This is a genomic window from Fodinicola feengrottensis (assembly GCF_039530045.1).
Taxonomy (GTDB): domain Bacteria; phylum Actinomycetota; class Actinomycetes; order Mycobacteriales; family HKI-0501; genus Fodinicola; species Fodinicola feengrottensis.
In genome coordinates, this window is the sequence record NZ_BAAANY010000038.1 from 227,485 (window position 1) to 243,833 (window position 16,349).

Here is a 16,349-nt window from a genome sequence, read left to right on the forward strand (position 1 = left end):
AAGTGCGGGATTTTCCCATGATCAACAACGGTGGAGGTAGCGGACGGCGACACTAACGGTGGGCCATCCGGGATCGGATGGCTCGTACCAGGTCGTCGGCTCGGCCAGCTGAACCGGCGCTGGGCCACTGCCAGCTTTCCCGTGGTTGTGAGTAAATCTCCAGCAGACCCAGCAGTGATTCGCGCATGGCCCGCAGGTCCTGGATTCTGCGCTCGAGGTCGGCGACCTTCTCGCGTACGAACGTCCAACCGGCCTGGCAGCTGTCGAGGTCGCCGGCGAGTGCCACGTCGAGGAGCTGGTCGATTTCGGCGAGGCTGAAGCCGAGGCCCTGGGCCCATTTCACGAAGCGCACCAGATCGACCGCCTCCGGGCCGTAGTCGCGATAGCCGGACGGCAGTCGCCGCGGCACCGGCAGCAGGCCGCGCCGCTCGTAGAACCGCACGGTCTGCAGGTTCACGCCGGCCAACTGGGCGACCTCGCTGGTACGCATGGATCCAGGCTAGCCCTTGACTCTGTACTGAGGTACAGGGTTGAAGGTGGCCACATGACAAAACTGACGGGGACGGTGGCGCGCGTCGTCATCGCCTTTGCCGTTGCTCTCGTGGCCTTCACCGGCGGTGCCGCCGCGGTTTTCGCTGGCCCTTCGGTGATCGCCGGATGGACTGGTCGCGTACGGGTCGAGACGCTGGGGGACAGGGACTATCGCACGTACGAGCCAGCGCATCGCGCCGCGCGTACGAGCCTTGTCCTGGACCTGCACGGCACGCATGAGAACGGATTTCTGGAGGAGTCGTTCACCCGGTTCGATCGGCAGGCCGACCGGCTGGGCTGGGTGGTCGCCTATCCGGACGGCGTGGACGGCGGTTGGGAACCTTTCGGGTGCTGCCACCGTGCCGGGGTCGACGACGTGGCGTTCATTTCCGCTCTCATCGACCATTTTCGTGCCACTGACGGAATTGACGCGGTGTATGTGATGGGCAGCTCCCGTGGCGCGATGATGGCCTACCGGCTGGCGTGTGAGCTTTCGTCGCGGATCACGGCGGTCGCGGCCGTGGAGGGAAACATGGCCGACGCGAACGCAAATGTCGACGGCGTCCAGTGTCCGCTCGCGCATTCGGTGTCAGTGCTCGCCATCCACGGTACGGCCGACTCCGCGGTGCCGATCAAGGGCGGTGGCCGGTTCGCTCCTTTCGTTGACGTGGTGGGAAAGTGGCGGCGGCTCGACGGGTGCGCGCCAGCTGGTGTCGTACGCGCCGGTGGTACGGACATGACCTGGTCCTGTTCCGCCGGAACTCAGGTGCGGTCGATCGTAGTGCCCGGTGGAGGGCACAGCTGGCCCGGCGCGCCGCTGGCCAACCTGCCGTGGACAGCCGCCGGGTCGCTTGACGCCTCTCGGATCATCGCCGATTTTTTTGCTGCCCGATGAACAAAAACAGGCGCCGCCGGGTGCCATACTGGCTGGTGATCGCCGACGGATTCAGCGCGGGAGTCGCCGCTGCGGGGTTTTTCGCGGTGGGATGGCCGTGGGATCTGCTGATCATTCCGGCACTGGCCGGGTGGGTCGCCCTCTTCCCGTACGGGCGCAGAATTCGACCCGTGACGATTTTCGGGCTCACGGTCATTTTTGTCACGTTGTGGGTTGCCCTGCTGTTGTCGACGGCTTAGTGGTCGGAAAAGGAAAAGTCCGCCGATCGCGGCGACCGCGATCACCGCTACAACCCGCATCGGCGCATCCTAGCCAGTGGCCCTCGCGAAAGGGCCGTCGAAGGCCAGTTTGGTGAAACGCTCAGCGATCCGTCGATGGCCGTCGACGCTCGGGTGAAGCTCGTCAGGCAGGGGCAGCTCGGCATAATCCGCATCGCCGTACAGCTCGCGGCCGTCCAGGAACTGCAGGTTCGCGTCTTCGCGCTGCTCAGCGACCCGGTCAAGCTGTGCGCGGATGATGTTCAACGTCAGGCGGCTCGGGTCCGACGGGTCGCCAGTCGCCCGGAAACGGACCTGCCCGTCCTTGATGTCAGCCGCGCCAGGACCCGGTGTGTCCTCGTGGATAGGGCAGAAGAGGGGCGACACAACCAGCAGGGGCGTGGTGGGATGCCCCTCGCGGACGGTGTCCAGAAATCCGTGCACAGCCGGGCCGAAGGCGCGTACGCGCATCAGGTCCGCGTTGGTGAGATTGATGCCGATCTTGACGCTGATCAGGTCCGCGGCCGTGTCGCGCAGGGCCCGCGCGGTGAACGGATCGAGCATCGCGTTGCCGCCGAAGCCGAGGTTGACCAGGTCCACGTGGGCATTCGCGGCGGCCAACGCCGGCCAGGTCTCGCTCGGCCCGTCGGCCCCCGAGCCGTGGCTGATCGAGCTGCCGTGATGGAGCCACACTCGCTGATCGCGATCAGCCGCGGCCAGCACCGGCGCATTCGTACGCAGCGCGATGACCTCGGTGATCTCGTTGTGAGGAAGCCAGATCTCCACGTCTTTGATGCCCGCCGGCAACGGCGCGAACCGGGCGGTGCCGGCGGGTCCGGGCGTGGTGACGTGAGAGAACGTCGTCATGTCGACGGTCTGCACACTGCCGCCGGACACGCTCGTACGAGAGGTCAGCCGACCATCGACGAGCAGGTCGTAAACGCCGTCCGGTCCGGCCGGAAAGCCCTCGACTATCGCCTTGGTCGGGCGTACGTCCAGCTCAACGACGGTCGCCTCGGTACGAAACGGCAGCCGAACCCCGGACGGCATGGCCTCCATCCGGGCGAGATAGCCATCCGGGAACTGCCTCCGGGCCGCCGTCGGCAGCCGATGCGGCAGCAGGCCAACGTCGGTGCGCTCGACCTCAAGTGCACCGCGCAGCATCCCGGCCTCGATCGGCGTCGTGATCATGCGGTCACCCGGTCCAGGAATCCGGTCAGGTTCGACATCGTCCGCTCGACCTTTTCGGCCAGCGACAGCGACTCGTTCAGCCGGCCACCGGGACCGACCGGCTTCTTGCCGCGCAGGTAAAGCGAACAGGCCAGGTCGCTGCACACGTACGACCCGACGGAGTTGCCCTGCTGCCCGTTCCGGCCGGCTTTGCGGGCGGTCATCAGCGAAACCCCGCCGCCGGAATGCGAGGTCAGGCAGAGGGAGCACATGCTTTGCCGCCGTTGGCCAGTAGGTCGTGCGGCCCGCAACGCCACCCCGACCAGGCCATCGCCGGACTCGGTCACCAAGTAGGCACGCTCGGTCGAGGCGGGATCTCGCCAGCCGAGAAAGTCCAGGTCGTCCCAGGGCCGCTCGGCCAAATCGCGGGGCACCGCGAGCCGAGTCGCCTCGCCCTTGGTGCAGTTGACGAAGGAGGTGCGGATCTCCTTCTCGGTCACTGATCTCATGTCAGCTAAACTAACTCGCCTAGGATCCCTAGGCAAATGATTAGGCCCTCTAGGAAGGTGACGCATGGCACGAGCTGGCCTGACCGCGGAGCGGCTCACCCAGGCTGCCGCGGAGCTGGCCGACGAGGTCGGCTTCGAGAACGTGACGGTGTCCGCGCTGGCCCGCGGCTTCGGCGTTAAGGACGCGAGCCTCTACTCCCACATCAGGAACTTCCAGGAGTTGCGGCAGCGGCTGGCGGCGCTCGCCCTCGACGAGCTCGCCGACAAGATCGCCGCCACCCTCGCCGGCCGCGCCGGCAAGGACGCGTTGGTCGCGTTCGCGAACGCGTACCGCGACTATGCCAAGGCCTGTCCTGGCAGGTACGCGGCGATGCAGATCGAGCTGGATCCGGAGACGGCCGCCGGCCCCGCCGCTCGTCGGCATTCGGCTTTCGCTCGGGCGGTCCTGCGCGACTACCGCCTCGGCGAACCCGCTGAAACCGACGCCGTACGGCTGCTGGGCAGTGCATTCCACGGTTATGTGAGTCTGGAGAAATCCGGCGGATTCCACCACCATCCGCGCGGCGCGGACGTTTCCTGGGACAGAATTCTGAACGTACTCGATGCCGCCCTCCGGAGCTGGCCTTCCTGAGGGGATAATAGGGCTATGGAATTTGTCTTTTATCACCGCGATCGGCCGGGCTCGATGCCGTTGCGTGAAGAGTTGATCGAAGCGCACTGGTCTTACATGGACGGTTACGCGAAGGGGATGATCGCTCGCGGGCCGACTCTCGGCGAGGATCTGGACACACCCACCGGCAGTATCCACATTGTGGATTTGCCGGATGTGGCCACCGCCCGCGCGTTTGCCTTTGACGAGCCCAATTATCAGGCCGGCGCCTACCGGGACGTGCTCATCCGGCGGTGGCGGAACAAGCTTGGCCGGACGATGTGGGACTTCGCTGGCGGCCGCGAGGGCGGCAACCGCTACCTGGTTATTGGTCTCGGGACTGGCGAAGGTGCCGATCTGGAGCCACCGGACAATGACGAGCTGATCGCGTACGGTCCGCTCCTGTCCGACGATGGCACCGGCTGGCTCGGGACCGTGGTGTTGCTCCGGGCGCCGGACCCGGACACCGCCCGCGCCGTCCTGTCCGAGGACCGGTATGCCGCCATCGAGGTCCACAACTGGCAGTTCGGCGGCCGCGAGTAGACAGTGGTCAGTCGATAACGGCTCCGCCGGTGAGGTTGATTTCGCTGGCGGTGATGGTGCGGGCCCAGTCGGACGCGACGAAGGCGGCAACGGTGCCGACTTCGGCGTAAGTGGGCTGATGGCGGGGCAGCAGCCCGGCGGTGTCCGGTTCGCCCGACTGGTCGGAGCCGGGTGAGAGCAGCCAGGTGACTCGTACGCCAGCGGGTCCGAACTCGGCGGCGAGTTGTCGGCAGAGCCCGGCCAGTGCGGCCCAGGCGACGTGCGAACCGCCGAGGTTGGCGATGGCCTCACGGCCGCCGGCCATCACGAGGATGACGCCGCTGCCGCGTCTTGTCATGTGCCGGCCGACCGCGGTGCCGATGGTGAAATGCGCGGTGATGGCTTTGCTGACAGGGCGCAGAAAATCCTGGTAGGCGAGGTCGAGCAGCGGGATGCCTTGAACGTCGTCATTGGGGGTGGCGTTGAAGCAGATATCGATGCCGCCGCTGTCGGCGACGGCCGCCGCGTGTTCTTCGACGGCGGCCCGGTCGAGGACGTCGAGAGGGGCGACGTACGCCGTGCCGCCCTCCTCGCGAATCTGCTGTGCCAGCGTCACCAGGGTCGCCCCGGTGCGACCGACGAGGTGGACCTCGGCGCCTTCGCGGGCGTAAGCGCAAGCCACCGCGGTACCCACGGGCCCGGCCGCGCCGTAGACGATCGCGGTCTTGTTTTCGAGCAACATAAGGAAAGCCTTTCGTCAGGGAGCGAGATGGAGATCGGCTTGTTTGAGGGCGCGGATGGTGTCGCGAATCTGGCCGAGGTAGTCCTGGCAGCCGACACAGTCGGCGAGGTGGGTCTGGAAGCTCTCCTTGAGATCGGGTGGCAGCACGCTGTCGAGGAAGTCGGTGACCAGCTCGACGAACTGCTCGCAGGCGCAATCCGCCGGTTGTTCGGCGACGGATGGCCGCCGTACGGACGTAATCAGCAGCAGTCCGATCAGCACCGCGGCGCCGGTCAGGAACCAGCCGGCCGACGGCACACCGTGGGTGCGCGCGTACCAGCCGAATACCAGCGAGAACGGCAGGAACAACAGCCACGACAGGGTGCCAACCCCGGACGAGACGCCGGCTCGTACCGCCGAGGGCACCCCGTCATGCAACAACTTTCCGGCGCGGATGCTGATGATGGCGAGCAGCAAGGCGAGCACCGCCTGAGTGGCGATCACCGCGACCAGTGACCGCGTCAGGGTGAGTGCGATCGCGGCGGCCGGTGCGGCAACCGCGAGCACGCCGACCGACAAGGGATGGCCGAGGTTCAGCTTGCTGGTGAGAAGGCCGCCCACGCCCAGGGTGGAGACCAAGGCCGCCCAGTACGGGCCGAACAGGACGGCCGGCGCGGCCAGCGCCACCAGCCATAGCGGTCCGAATTCGAACACCGACTGGGAAAGTAGCCCGACCAGGGCGGCCAGCAGCACGACCTGCCCGATGCCCGGCTCTCGGATCATGGTCCGGTAGGTCAGCGCGATATGGCTGCGCAGCGCGAGCGGCTCCGCGGCGCGATGCAGCTGTGGCTCGTCGAACCGCAGGAACGCGACAATCGAGAGCGCGATGCACGGGAGAGAAACAAAATACGTGACTCTGGCGGAGGTCAGCCCGGCGAGCAGGCCGCCGGCGAGCGAGGTCACCACGAAAGCGCCGCTTTGCACCATCTGGACCCGGCCGATCCAGGTCGCGTACAGATCGCTGTCGCCGGTTTCCTCGATGAGCACGTCATAAACGACGCTGTCCAGGGTGCCCGAGCTGAGGGCGAAGTAAATGCCGAGAATCATCGCCGCCGCGATATACGTCGGCACGTTGGTGCTCAGGCCGCCCAGCAGGGTGCTGGCGATCAGCGCGACGGTGGCGCAGACCATGATCTGGTTCCGGCTCCAGCGGTCGGCCAGGATACCCGAAGGCACTTCGAGCACGGGGACGACGACCGCGTATGCGGCCGCCATGAGCGCGACTGTGCTTGGCGTGAAGCCAATCTGGGTCATGAAGAGCTTCTCGACCGGCACCCACAGGGCGAGGCCCTGCAGGCCCACCGCGACCTGCAGTGGGACCAGCCGGCGTGCGAGCGTACGCGGCGCGATGGTCATTGGTCGCCGGGCCCGATGAGCGCCCGCGCGAGGTGATCTCGTACGACTGCACGCGCTTTGTTCAGGATTGCTCGCTGTTGCCGCGGGGACAGGCCGGATCGCCGGCTGATGGCGGTAGCGTCGAGACCGAGTCCGTCGTGGGCGACGATTATCGTGCGCCAGGTCGCCGGCAGCTGGTCGAGAGCCGCGGCGAGCGCGTCGCGAACCCGTGGATCCGTCGGCTCGGCCGGTGACCACGGGTCCGGGAAACGTCGCCAATGACCGGGAAACGGCTCGCTGTGGTCCTGAAAACGCGAGCTGGGCACCGCTGTCGTACGCCCGAACCAGCGCGCGGTCCAGCGGGCAAACCCCTTGCGCGGCTCCTCCGCACGCCAGCCGGTGGTGGCCAGCCAATCACCGGGCGGGCTCATCGAAGCCCTGCCTTGTCTACGCTGAGAAAGGCGACCCATTCAGCGTGCCTTTCGTGGTGGTTGGTGCGCCGAGCCCGGTGGGCGTGGTTCCGATCGGGGCGGCGATATCCGTCGTCGTCGCGGAAATCCCCTTTTAGGGCAGCAAAAAAGTCTTTCTCGGTGGTTCCTGGACGACGGATGTTTCCAGACCCGGTTGTCAAAGGGATGCCACCGCGATGTCACGCGCCGGCGAAGGCTGGCGGCGTCATCGGAGCGGACCTCCTTAGCGCGATCGTCGCTGGCACGCATAAAGCTAGAGCCGCCGCGATCCGGCCGCATCGGCGAAGTCGCCAGTCGTGAGGCTTCCTAGCTGGGAAGCGATCGCGGCAGCCCAAACCACCGGAGCGCGCTGTTCTCGAATCGGGTGAGGGCGCTGATCCGGTCGCCGGCGAGGGTGACCACGTAAAGGCCCGTTCCGTGCATGGTGCCATCGGGGGCGCGCAAGTACGCGCCGAAGGCAGGTTGGCCGTTGGCGCGGGTTGGCACGAGGTGGAACCTGCGCCCGGCCTGGAAGATGCTCGCGCTGAACCGGGCGACCGCGTCCCGGCCCTGGTATTCGAACGGAATGGGCGGCATCGACATGGTCACGTCGTCGGTCAGCAAGCTGACCAGCGCCTCGACGTCGGCCGCCTCCCATGCGCGTACGAACTTCGCCACGATCGCGTCCGCCGCGGCCAGGTCGGCGGCGGCCGGTGGCCGTTGGTGCCGCAAGCTGGCGCGGGCCCGTTTCAGGGCGCTTTTGACCGACTCCACGCTGGCGTCGAGCATGCCGGCCACCTCGACGGCAGGGAATCCGAGGACATCGCGCAGGATGAGCACGGCGAGCTGGCGAGGCGGCAGGAGCTGCAGGGCGGTCACGAACGCCAGTGAGACAGCCTCGGTCAGCTCGTAGCGCGCTTCAGGACCAAGCGGCGCATCTTCCAGCAGAGCGTCCGGAAAGGGCTCCAGCCAGACGACCTCGCCCAGCCGGGTCGGCTCGGGCGGGTCCACTTGCGGTATGTCCCACGCCTTCGCGGGGCGCCGGCTGGCCGTCCGGCGCGCGTTCAGGCACCGGTTGGTGGCGATCCGGTAGAGCCACGTACGCAACGAGGCGCGCCCCTGGAACCCGGCGAAGCCCTGCCAGGCGGCCAGCAGTGTTTCCTGTAGGGCGTCCTCGGCGTCCTGGAACGATCCGAGCATCCGGTAGCAATGCACCTGCAATTCCCGGTGGTACGGCTCGGTCAGTTCCCGGAACGCCGCACTTTCGCGGGCCTGGGCCGTCACATCGCCAGCTGGCACTTTCGGTTCACCTTCCGTCGGCTCTCATCTTGTACGGACACCAGCGGGAACGCGAAAGGGGCGGCCCTTTCCCGCCTTTCGCGGTGTCTCTATCACCAGTAGCCGACCCAAGGAGATCCACGATGGGAAAGATCGTTGTCAGCGAGAACGTGTCCCTCGACGGAGTCGTCGAGGACCCGACCGGTGACCAGGGCTTCGCCCGCGGCGGCTGGTTCGGGCAGATGCCGGAGCGGGACCGTGACGCCTGGGCCGAGGTCGAACTCGACGAGGCCGTCGGCGCGGCGGCCCTGCTCCTGGGACGGCGAAGCGACGCGTGGTTCGCCGCGCGGTGGCTGTCCCGCCGCGGCGAATGGGCGGATCGGCTGAACAGCCTGCCCAAGTACGTCGTGTCCGCCACCATCCAAGATCCCCGGTGGAGCAACGCGACGGTCGTTAGAGGCAACGTGGTGGACGAGGTGCGAAAGCTGAAGACAGAGGTTGACGGCGAGATCGTCGTCTACGCCAGCACCCCGCTCGTACGTACGCTGCTCGAGCACGACCTCGTCGACGAACTGCGGCTGATGGTCTTTCCGGTCGTGCTCGGCACCGGCGAACGGCTCTTCGGCGAAACCAGCGACTCGAAGCCGCTGCGGTTGACCAGCGTTCGAACCGTAGGTAACAGCCTCGCCTTTCTGACGTACCAACCAGTCAAGTACTAGGTGTTGCCTTTCCGGGTTCCGGCAAAGGTCACTCTGGGCAGTCGTCCGGCCGGCTACCCAGCAGTGATGCCGAAACGCGCCTTACGTTCGTCCTGCTACGCGCGTCGCTCACCCGGCTGGAAATATCGCCGAGCCGCCCGCGGCCCGGCGATCGTGGACGCGAGGGGAGGTGGCAAGGATGAAGGAAGAGACCCGTGAGCTCGAATACCTGCTGTGCATCGCCTACCCGACGTGAGTCACTGGCGGGTCCTTTTTACTTCCTGTCGACCGAAAGTACGCCGGTCCGGCAGGTGCTGCGCCTTGAGTTGGGGGCCAGCAGCTAGGTAACCCGCTCGCGGTGGGAGCCGTCGGCCGGCGGCTTCCACTGTGGCCGGCACCGTTTTCCGCGGACGAGGAGAGAAAACATGCCTACCAGCGAGCATCTGGAGGCCGATCGGCAGGAACTTCCGTACCGGCGCCGAGCCGGCGGGGTGGCATTCGGTGCGCCAGCGGTCCTGGATGTCCAGGATCTGCGCAAAAGATGGCTGCCGTGGATCACCATGGGAGTCGACGACACGACCCATGTCATCGTGAAAACGGCGTGGATGACCTGGAACCACACGATGACCGCGGACCGGAACGACATTCTCGCGCGGCCGTGGACCTCATTGCTGACGTCGGCGGGCCTGCGGCCCTTCATCCTTGGCCAGTGCCGTGCGCCGAACCACCTGGCGCCCGACGCACCGGAGACCGGTGAGCCGATCTCGAAGCTGCGAGCCGTCTGGCGCGACTGGTTGTACGGCCCGGATCCGTTGCGGCGCCTGCAAATGACCGTTCTGCTGGGCGCGCTCACCACCCACCTTCCGGTGCTGGAGACGCCCGATCCGGATCCGGATGACACCGATCCGATCGTCCAGCACCTGCGGTACGCCCGTGCCGGCGTCCTGCACCAGCGGTATCCGAAGGACCCGTGGAACGACGAGCTTTCCCAGTTTTTCACCAAAAACGCGACCGAGGCCGTGCTGCGTACCGGTGCCACCGTACGAGTGATCACCCAGGAGTTGCGCATTCACCGGGCGTGGGAGCCGGCGAAGCCGTGGATCGACTTCGGCTATGCGGGACTCGATGATCTCAAAGAACATCCGCGTTGGCTGGCGCAGTTGGCGGAGAGCAAGTTCCACCGTTGTGTGGCCCTCTACCATTTCCGCAAGAAGGACGCGGCGGAGACGGCGAATGCGCTGCGGGCGTCCTATCAGGCCGATGCGGAGCTTCGAAAAGAGGCCGGTGACAATCCCATCCTTCACCACCTGTGGCTGGAGAATCATCGTACTTTGCTGGAAAGTACGATCAAGAACCAGGTCGGGCACGACCCTGCCGGGGTAGCCGCCCAGATCGCCGAGTTGGATGAGATCGAGCCGTACTTCTACGAAAGCCGGTTCTTCGTTGGTCTGCTTTTCGCTCGCGCGGAACAGCCCGCCGAGGCCGCCCGGCATTTCGAGGCGGCCAGCAGGGGCGGGTCCGGTCGAGGTGCGGCCGGCGCATTCCTGGCTTTTGAGTGCTACCGGGAAATCGGCGACACGGACGCGGCGCAGCGATGCCTCAGCGTCGCGGCCGACCTGGACCCGATGCTCGACCTTGGGCATTACCGGCAGCTGGTGTGATGACCAGGGCGGCTGGTACGGCGACCGAAACGCGGTTCGTCGCCTTCGTACGAAGCACGGTCGGCGGCCTGCCGCGGGCCTGCTGGGTGCTGTGGGGCGGCATTCTCGTCAACCGCGTCGGTTTCGTCGTCCAGCCGTTCCTGGCGTACTACCTCACCGGCGTCCGTGGCCTGTCGGTCACCGCGACCGGACTGGTGATTTCGGGATGCGGCCTCGGAATGGTGTGCGCTCAGCTGGTCGGCGGGACGATGGCCGACCGGGTCGGACGGCGGCCGACGGTGGTCTTCTCGACCGTCGCCAACGCGGTGGTGTTGCTGTTGCTTGGATCCACTGGATCGCCGGTGCTGCTGGTGGTGCTGACCTTCCTTTTCGGCCTGACCCTAGACATGTACCGGCCGGCTTCGACGGCGATGATCGCCGACCTGGTGCCGCCGCAGGATCGGGCTCGCGCGTACGGCGTGAGTTTCTGGGCGGTGAACCTCGGATTCTCACTCGCGATGATTCTCGGCGGGCTGCTTACCCGGGCCGGGTTCACTCTGCTTTTTTGGCTCGACGCGGTCACTTCGGTGCTCTTCGGGGTGCTGGTGTGGCGGGCCGTGCCGGAGACGCGAAAGCGGCCCGAACCGGGCGTACGAGTCGCCGGAGCTTTCCGGGTGATCTCGAAAGACTGGTTGGCGCTGGCTTTTGTTGGGCTGATTTTCGCGCAAGCGCTGGTGTATATGCAGTCGTTCACGACTTTCCCACTGGCGATGCGGCTGAACGGCCTGCCAGCCAGTGTGTACGGCATCGTGATCGCGCTGAACGGCGTCCTGATCATCGCGCTCCAGCCGGTGGTCGGTGCGTGGGTTGCTCGCTGGGACCACAGCTACGGCCTGGCCGCGAGCGCGGTGGTGCTGGGACTCGGGTTTGGGCTGAACACGGTCGCGCACACGGCCTGGCAGTACGCGCTGGCGGTCGCGGTCTGGACGATGGGGGAGATCCTGTCGGCCGGCACCGCGCTCGCGGTGATCACCGCGCTCGCGCCGCCACACCTGCGTGGCCGCTACAGCGGCATGTTCGGGCTCGCGTACTCGGTCGCCTGGCTGGTCGCGCCGATCGGCGGGTCGTGGCTGCTCAGCCTGGGTGTCCCGGTGCTCTGGCTGACCTGCGCGGCGGTGTGCGCGGCGGCGGCCGCCGGCCAGTTGTTGCTGGGGCCGGCCGTGCGCAGGCGCGGCTGATGGAACTCAGTGCGCGTACGGGCGTGAAGTGGGCGAGTTGCGAGCCGGATGTGATCGCGGCCTGGCTGGCGGACATGGACTTCGCGGCGCCGGCAGTGGTGCGTGAGGCGCTGATTCGGTACGTCCAGGATGGCGATCTGGGCTATCCGCCGTGGCTGCTGGACGACGCGTCGCCCTTGCGTTCGGCCTTCGCCGAGCGCATGCGGGTACGGCACGACTGGACCGTTGACGAATCGTACGTCCGGGAGTTCACCGATCTGATCCAGGGCCTTCAGGCTGTTCTGCAGGTGGGTACGAGCGAAGGCGACGCGGTTGCCGTCCTCGCCCCCGCTTACCCGCCGGTGCTGGCGAGTGTCGAAGATCTGCGGCGCAGGCTCGTGCCCTTGGCCGACTGGGAGTCGTTGGCCGAGACGGTCGCGCGGCAGCGAGTCCGCGCGTTGGTGCTGGTCAACCCGCACAATCCCAGCGGCCGATGCATGCGGGTCGAGGAGCTGGCGGCGGTCGCTGAGGTGGCCGAGACGTACGACCTGCTGGTCATCGCCGATGAGATCCACGCCGACCTGACCTTCCCGCCGGCCCGTTTCGTGCCTTTCGGGTCGCTCGCGCCAGATCGTACGGTCACGCTGACCTCGGCGACCAAAGCGTTCAATCTGGCGGGGCTGCGCTGCGCGGTCGGCCATGTCGGTTCCGCCTCCGTACGCGCCGGGCTGGCGCGGCTGCCGCCGAACCTGCTCGGTGACGTCAGCACTCCGGCCGTACTCGCCACCCTGGCCGCCTGGCGGTCGGGTGATGGGTGGCTCTCGGCGGTGCTCGAGGTACTCCAGCGCAACCGGGACTTTTTGGTGGCTGAGCTGGGATCCGCTGGCATCGACTGTTCGCCACCGGACGCCGGCTATCTCGCCTGGCTGGACTGCCGTGCGCTCCAGCTGCCGAGCGAACCGGCCCAGTTCTTTCTGGAACACGCACGCGTACGCCTGTCGTCCGGGCTCGGCTTCGGCCCTTCCGGCCGCGGCTTCGCCCGACTCAACTTCGGCACGTCGCCGGACCTCGTCGCTGAGATCTCCAGCCGGCTCGTACGCGCCGTCGAGCGCTAGGCGCGAGAGTCGCGGGAACGGGCCCGAAGCGCGCGCAGTTGGTCGTCGCGGCGCTCCAGCAGGATGGTGCTGAGGGCCGGTGGCGGGCGGTCGCGGCTGAGGCATTCGTCGGTCATCGCGACGGTTTGTTCGCTGATCACCGGGGTGGGGTAGCCGGCGGTGGCGAACCGGCGGGCGAGACCGGCCGGCCAGTCGCGCCAGATCGCCACGATCACGTCGAAATAGCGTTGTGCGTACGGTTCGAGCAGGTCGGCCTGGTCGAGGTCGGCGAATCCGGTCAGCGAGGCGCCGACCATCGCCGCGCTGGTGGGCGGCTGCTGGCCGTCGGCGGCCATCAGCAGCCGCCAGGTGGTCGCCTTGGCGGCCGCGGTCGGGATCGCGGCCCGGCAGGTGGCCGCGTGCCGCAGTCCCGCGGCCGTACGGTCGCGGCGCAGGTGCTCTCCGATAGTCGACTCGTCGCTGGCACCGCGGCTGATCAGCCGGCGCAGCAACAGCCAGCGCAGTTCGGTGTCGACCCGCAGGCCCGGTAGCCGCGTGGCACCCTCCAACAGCTCCCGCAAGAGGGTCAAATGCTCGTCGGAGGTGGCCAGCCCCGCCAGCATTTGTACGCAGAACAGCTGGCGGTCCGAGCCGGCCGGCGCGAGCACCAACATCCGGTGCAAGGCGTCCGCGAGCTGCCGCAGCCCGGTGAGCCGCCACGACGGCGCGGCGTAGTCACGGGCCACCGCGACCGTCTGCAGCAGCAGCGTCTCCAACATGCCGGGGTCGTCGATCGCGTCGAGCGTGCCGGCGACCAGTCGTACGTAGTCGCGGGCCGGCAGTTCACCGTCGCGACACATGTCCCACATCGCGGTCCAGCACACGCCAGCAGGCAAGGTGTTCGCCGCGTGCGCCGCGCCGGCCAGCACGGTGGCCAGCGACCGGTCGTCGAACCGGATCTTCGCGTACGTGAGGTCGTCGTCGTTGACCAGCACGAGATCCGGCCGCCGGCAGCCGTCCAGGGCCGGGATGCTCGTACGATCACCGGCCACGTCGACTTCCAGCCGCTGCCGGCGGGTCAGGGTGGTGCCTTCGCGGTCGTAGAGGCCGACGGCGATCCGGTGTGGACGCAGCAGCGGATGGGCCTCGGGTGCGCTCTGGGTGACCGCGAAACCGTCGATGGTCCCGTCGCCGGCGAGCCGGTAGTCCGGCCGCAGCGTGTTCACGCCGGCGGTCTGCAGCCATTCCTTCGACCAGCAGCCAAGGTCGCGGCCGGAGGTCGCCTCGACGGCCGCCAACAGGTCGGCGAGGGTCGCGGTGGACCACTGGTGGCGCTGGAAGTACCGCTGCAGGCCGGCCGTGAACGCTTCTCGGCCGACGTACGCCACGAGCTGCTTCAACACCGACGCGCCCTTGTAGTAAGTGATGCCGTCGAAGCTGACTTCGGCGGTCGCCACGTCCGGCAAGTCGGCCACGATGGGGTGCGTACGGGTCAGCTGGTCCTGGTGGTAGGCGGAGGTCTTGAAGAGCTGCGAGAAGGTCGTCCAGGCGCCTGGCCACCGGGTCGCCTCGGCCTGGCAGAGGGTGCTGGCGTACGTCGCGAAGGACTCGTTCAGCCACAGGTCGTCCCACCAGGTCATCGTGACCATATTGCCGAACCACATGTGTGCCAGCTCGTGCAGCAGCAACGACGCCCGCCGCTCGTGTCGCACGTCGGTGACCCGCGACCGGAAGAGCATGTTCTCGGTCAGCGTCACACAGGCCGCGTTCTCCATGCCGGCGTGGTTGAACTCCGGGACGAACACCAGGTCGTACTTGCCGAACGGGTAGGGCATCCCGAAAAGCCGCTGGTAGAAGTCGAAGCCGTTCCAGGTCACCTCGAGCAGCTCGTCGGCATCGAGGTACGCGGCCAGCGACCGGCGGCAGTAGAGGCTGAGCGGCACCCGCTGCCAGGATCCGCTGACCGAGTGGAACCGGCCGGCGGCGACCGAGGTGGCGTAGGTCGGCAGCGGTGGCGTGGCGGGAAAGTGCCAGCGGGTGGCGCCGGTGCCGCTGGCCAGCCGGGCCTTGCCGACCGAGTCGGGCTGGGTGTTCGCGACCACCTGCCAGTCGGCCGGCACCACGACACCCAGCTCGAACGTCGCCTTCAGGTCTGGCTGGTCGAAACACGCGTACACCCGGTGCGCCTCGGCCGGCTGGAAGTGGGTGTAGACGTACACCGAGCCGTCGGCAGGATCGGTGAAGCGGTGCATGCCCTCGGCGGTGCGGGAGTACGCGCAGTCGGCGACCACCCGGAGGGTGTTGTGGGCCGCCAGCGCGCCGAGCCGAATATGGCCGCCGGACCAGGCGGACAGCGGGACCGGCCGGCCATTCAGGTCGATGGAGCGCACCGCGCTCGCTGCCAGGTCGATGAAAACCGCGCTGCCCGGTGCCGTGCAGCCGAAACGGGCGACGGTGGTCGAGGTGAACGTCTGGTCGTCGCCGCTCAGGTCCAGCTCGACCGCGTACGACTCGACCGCGATCAGTGTGGCGCGCCGCCGAGCCTGCACCCTGGTCAGATTCCCAGCCACGTCCCTGCCCCTCTCCGCGCCGCCGTCTTCCCACCCCCGTCGCGGGAGAACCGCGGCACTCAATGACCGTATTCGCCTCTAACAGCCGGTTTGTAGGCGCATCGCCGGTAAACGCAGGGGGCACATTCATGCTGACGTCTGAACACTGGCCAGTACCTGTATGGCTAACAAGGGGCGAAGTGCCTTGGAGGTGGATCCCGATTCGGGGGGTTGGACGTCTCGCAGCTCTGGCCGGTCCGTGCCAGCATGCAGTGTCAACCGGATCCGGGAGGAATGTCGGATGGACAGCAATGAGTTGATCGCGTTCGTACGCGAACGGGGTCTCGCGGTGGTCGCCAGCCAGGGCCCGGACGGCACGCCACAGGCCGCGCTGGTCGGGGTGGCGGCGACCGACCGCGGCGAGATCGTCTTCGACACCTCGGCAGGCTCCCGCAAGTTCGCGAACATAGGGCGGCAACCGAAGGTCGCGTTGGTGATCGGGTGGGAGGACGAGGTCACCGTCCAGTTGGAGGGCACCGCCGACATCATCACCGGCGCGGAACTGGAGCGCTGCCAGCCGTTCTACTTCGAGCAGTATCCGGACGGCCGGGACCGCGCCAAGGACCCCGACATCGCGTACGTACGAGTGCGCCCGGCCTGGCTGCGGCACTGCGACTTCCGCCCCGACACCTTCGGTTTTGCCGAAACCACTTTCTAGCTGATCCGGGCTTGCGGCGACCTTGACGACCGCGGTCCGGCGCGCGACTATGGAAAC

17 protein-coding genes are annotated in these 16,349 nt (G+C 67.4%); 9 read left to right on the forward strand and 8 right to left on the reverse strand.

Translation table 11 applies throughout. The features are described from left to right. Window positions 1-52 precede the first annotated feature (52 nt). Entirely contained in the window at window positions 53-490 is a 438-nt protein-coding gene (locus ABD301_RS36665) for a MerR family transcriptional regulator (RefSeq protein WP_163569674.1), read from the reverse strand. Window positions 491-544: 54 nt separating this feature from the next. Here ABD301_RS36665 and ABD301_RS36670 point away from each other — a divergent pair, with 54 nt between their 5' ends. Beyond that, window positions 545-1,426 (forward strand): CE1 family esterase, encoded by an 882-nt coding sequence (locus ABD301_RS36670; RefSeq protein WP_344314737.1) that lies wholly within the window; start codon window positions 545-547, stop codon window positions 1,424-1,426. Continuing rightward, on the forward strand, window positions 1,423-1,665 hold the full coding sequence (locus ABD301_RS36675; protein WP_344314738.1) for a hypothetical protein: 243 nt from the start codon (window positions 1,423-1,425) through the stop codon (window positions 1,663-1,665). The genes ABD301_RS36670 and ABD301_RS36675 overlap by 4 nt, the downstream gene beginning before the upstream one ends. A gap of 69 nt (window positions 1,666-1,734) precedes the next feature. Here the strand turns inward: ABD301_RS36675 and ABD301_RS36680 are convergent, their stop codons facing one another. Together ABD301_RS36680 and ABD301_RS36685 are read right to left on the reverse strand one after the other, a co-directional pair. Continuing rightward, on the reverse strand, window positions 1,735-2,874 hold the full coding sequence (locus ABD301_RS36680) for a GDSL-type esterase/lipase family protein (protein ID WP_163569671.1): 1,140 nt from the start codon (window positions 2,872-2,874) through the stop codon (window positions 1,735-1,737). Beyond that, on the reverse strand, window positions 2,871-3,362 hold the full coding sequence (locus ABD301_RS36685; protein WP_163569670.1) for an FBP domain-containing protein: 492 nt from the start codon (window positions 3,360-3,362) through the stop codon (window positions 2,871-2,873). Before ABD301_RS36685 ends, ABD301_RS36680 begins: the two co-directional genes overlap by 4 nt. A gap of 64 nt (window positions 3,363-3,426) precedes the next feature. On the opposite strand from ABD301_RS36685, the gene ABD301_RS36690 reads away from it, so the two are divergent. Further along, the gene (locus ABD301_RS36690) at window positions 3,427-3,993 is read left to right on the forward strand and encodes a TetR/AcrR family transcriptional regulator (RefSeq protein WP_344314739.1); all 567 of its coding nucleotides are present in this window, start codon (window positions 3,427-3,429) and stop codon (window positions 3,991-3,993) included. A 15-nt stretch (window positions 3,994-4,008) separates the two neighbouring features. Continuing rightward, complete coding sequence (locus tag ABD301_RS36695) at window positions 4,009-4,554, forward strand: YciI family protein (RefSeq protein ID WP_163569669.1); 546 nt, start codon at window positions 4,009-4,011, stop codon at window positions 4,552-4,554. A gap of 7 nt (window positions 4,555-4,561) precedes the next feature. Here the strand turns inward: ABD301_RS36695 and ABD301_RS36700 are convergent, their stop codons facing one another. The 4 genes from ABD301_RS36700 to ABD301_RS36715 form a co-directional block, all read right to left on the reverse strand. Then, a complete protein-coding gene (locus tag ABD301_RS36700) occupies window positions 4,562-5,275 on the reverse strand; it encodes an SDR family NAD(P)-dependent oxidoreductase (protein ID WP_344314740.1) in 714 nt (237 codons plus the stop codon). A gap of 15 nt (window positions 5,276-5,290) precedes the next feature. Beyond that, entirely contained in the window at window positions 5,291-6,670 is a 1,380-nt protein-coding gene (locus tag ABD301_RS36705; protein WP_344314741.1) for an MFS transporter, read from the reverse strand. Beyond that, window positions 6,667-7,080, reverse strand: coding sequence for a sigma-70 RNA polymerase sigma factor region 4 domain-containing protein (locus ABD301_RS36710; protein WP_163569667.1), 414 nt, complete (start codon window positions 7,078-7,080; stop codon window positions 6,667-6,669). The genes ABD301_RS36705 and ABD301_RS36710 overlap by 4 nt, the downstream gene beginning before the upstream one ends. A 345-nt stretch (window positions 7,081-7,425) precedes the next feature. After that, window positions 7,426-8,397, reverse strand: a complete 972-nt coding sequence (locus ABD301_RS36715) for a sigma-70 family RNA polymerase sigma factor (RefSeq protein WP_344314742.1) — start codon at window positions 8,395-8,397, stop codon at window positions 7,426-7,428. Window positions 8,398-8,519: 122 nt separating this feature from the next. On the opposite strand from ABD301_RS36715, the gene ABD301_RS36720 reads away from it, so the two are divergent. The 4 genes from ABD301_RS36720 to ABD301_RS36735 all read left to right on the forward strand — a co-directional run bounded on the left by ABD301_RS36720 (window position 8,520) and on the right by ABD301_RS36735 (window position 13,046). Beyond that, on the forward strand, window positions 8,520-9,095 hold the full coding sequence (locus tag ABD301_RS36720; protein WP_163569666.1) for a dihydrofolate reductase family protein: 576 nt from the start codon (window positions 8,520-8,522) through the stop codon (window positions 9,093-9,095). Window positions 9,096-9,499: 404 nt separating this feature from the next. Next, window positions 9,500-10,735 (forward strand): hypothetical protein, encoded by a 1,236-nt coding sequence (locus tag ABD301_RS36725; RefSeq protein ID WP_344314743.1) that lies wholly within the window; start codon window positions 9,500-9,502, stop codon window positions 10,733-10,735. Next, window positions 10,735-11,952, forward strand: coding sequence for an MDR family MFS transporter (locus ABD301_RS36730; RefSeq protein ID WP_344314745.1), 1,218 nt, complete (start codon window positions 10,735-10,737; stop codon window positions 11,950-11,952). The genes ABD301_RS36725 and ABD301_RS36730 overlap by 1 nt, the downstream gene beginning before the upstream one ends. Continuing rightward, window positions 11,952-13,046, forward strand: coding sequence for a MalY/PatB family protein (locus ABD301_RS36735; protein WP_163569664.1), 1,095 nt, complete (start codon window positions 11,952-11,954; stop codon window positions 13,044-13,046). The genes ABD301_RS36730 and ABD301_RS36735 overlap by 1 nt, the downstream gene beginning before the upstream one ends. On the opposite strand, the gene pepN is transcribed toward ABD301_RS36735, so the two are convergent. Continuing rightward, window positions 13,043-15,595: an aminopeptidase N gene (gene pepN, locus ABD301_RS36740; protein ID WP_344314746.1), complete on the reverse strand. Its 2,553-nt coding sequence runs from the start codon at window positions 15,593-15,595 to the stop codon at window positions 13,043-13,045. The two genes, ABD301_RS36735 and pepN, sit on opposite strands and share 4 nt — an antisense overlap. 280 nt (window positions 15,596-15,875) lie before the next feature. On the opposite strand from pepN, the gene ABD301_RS36745 reads away from it, so the two are divergent. Further along, window positions 15,876-16,292 (forward strand): pyridoxamine 5'-phosphate oxidase family protein, encoded by a 417-nt coding sequence (locus tag ABD301_RS36745; protein ID WP_163569663.1) that lies wholly within the window; start codon window positions 15,876-15,878, stop codon window positions 16,290-16,292. Window positions 16,293-16,349 lie beyond the last annotated feature (57 nt).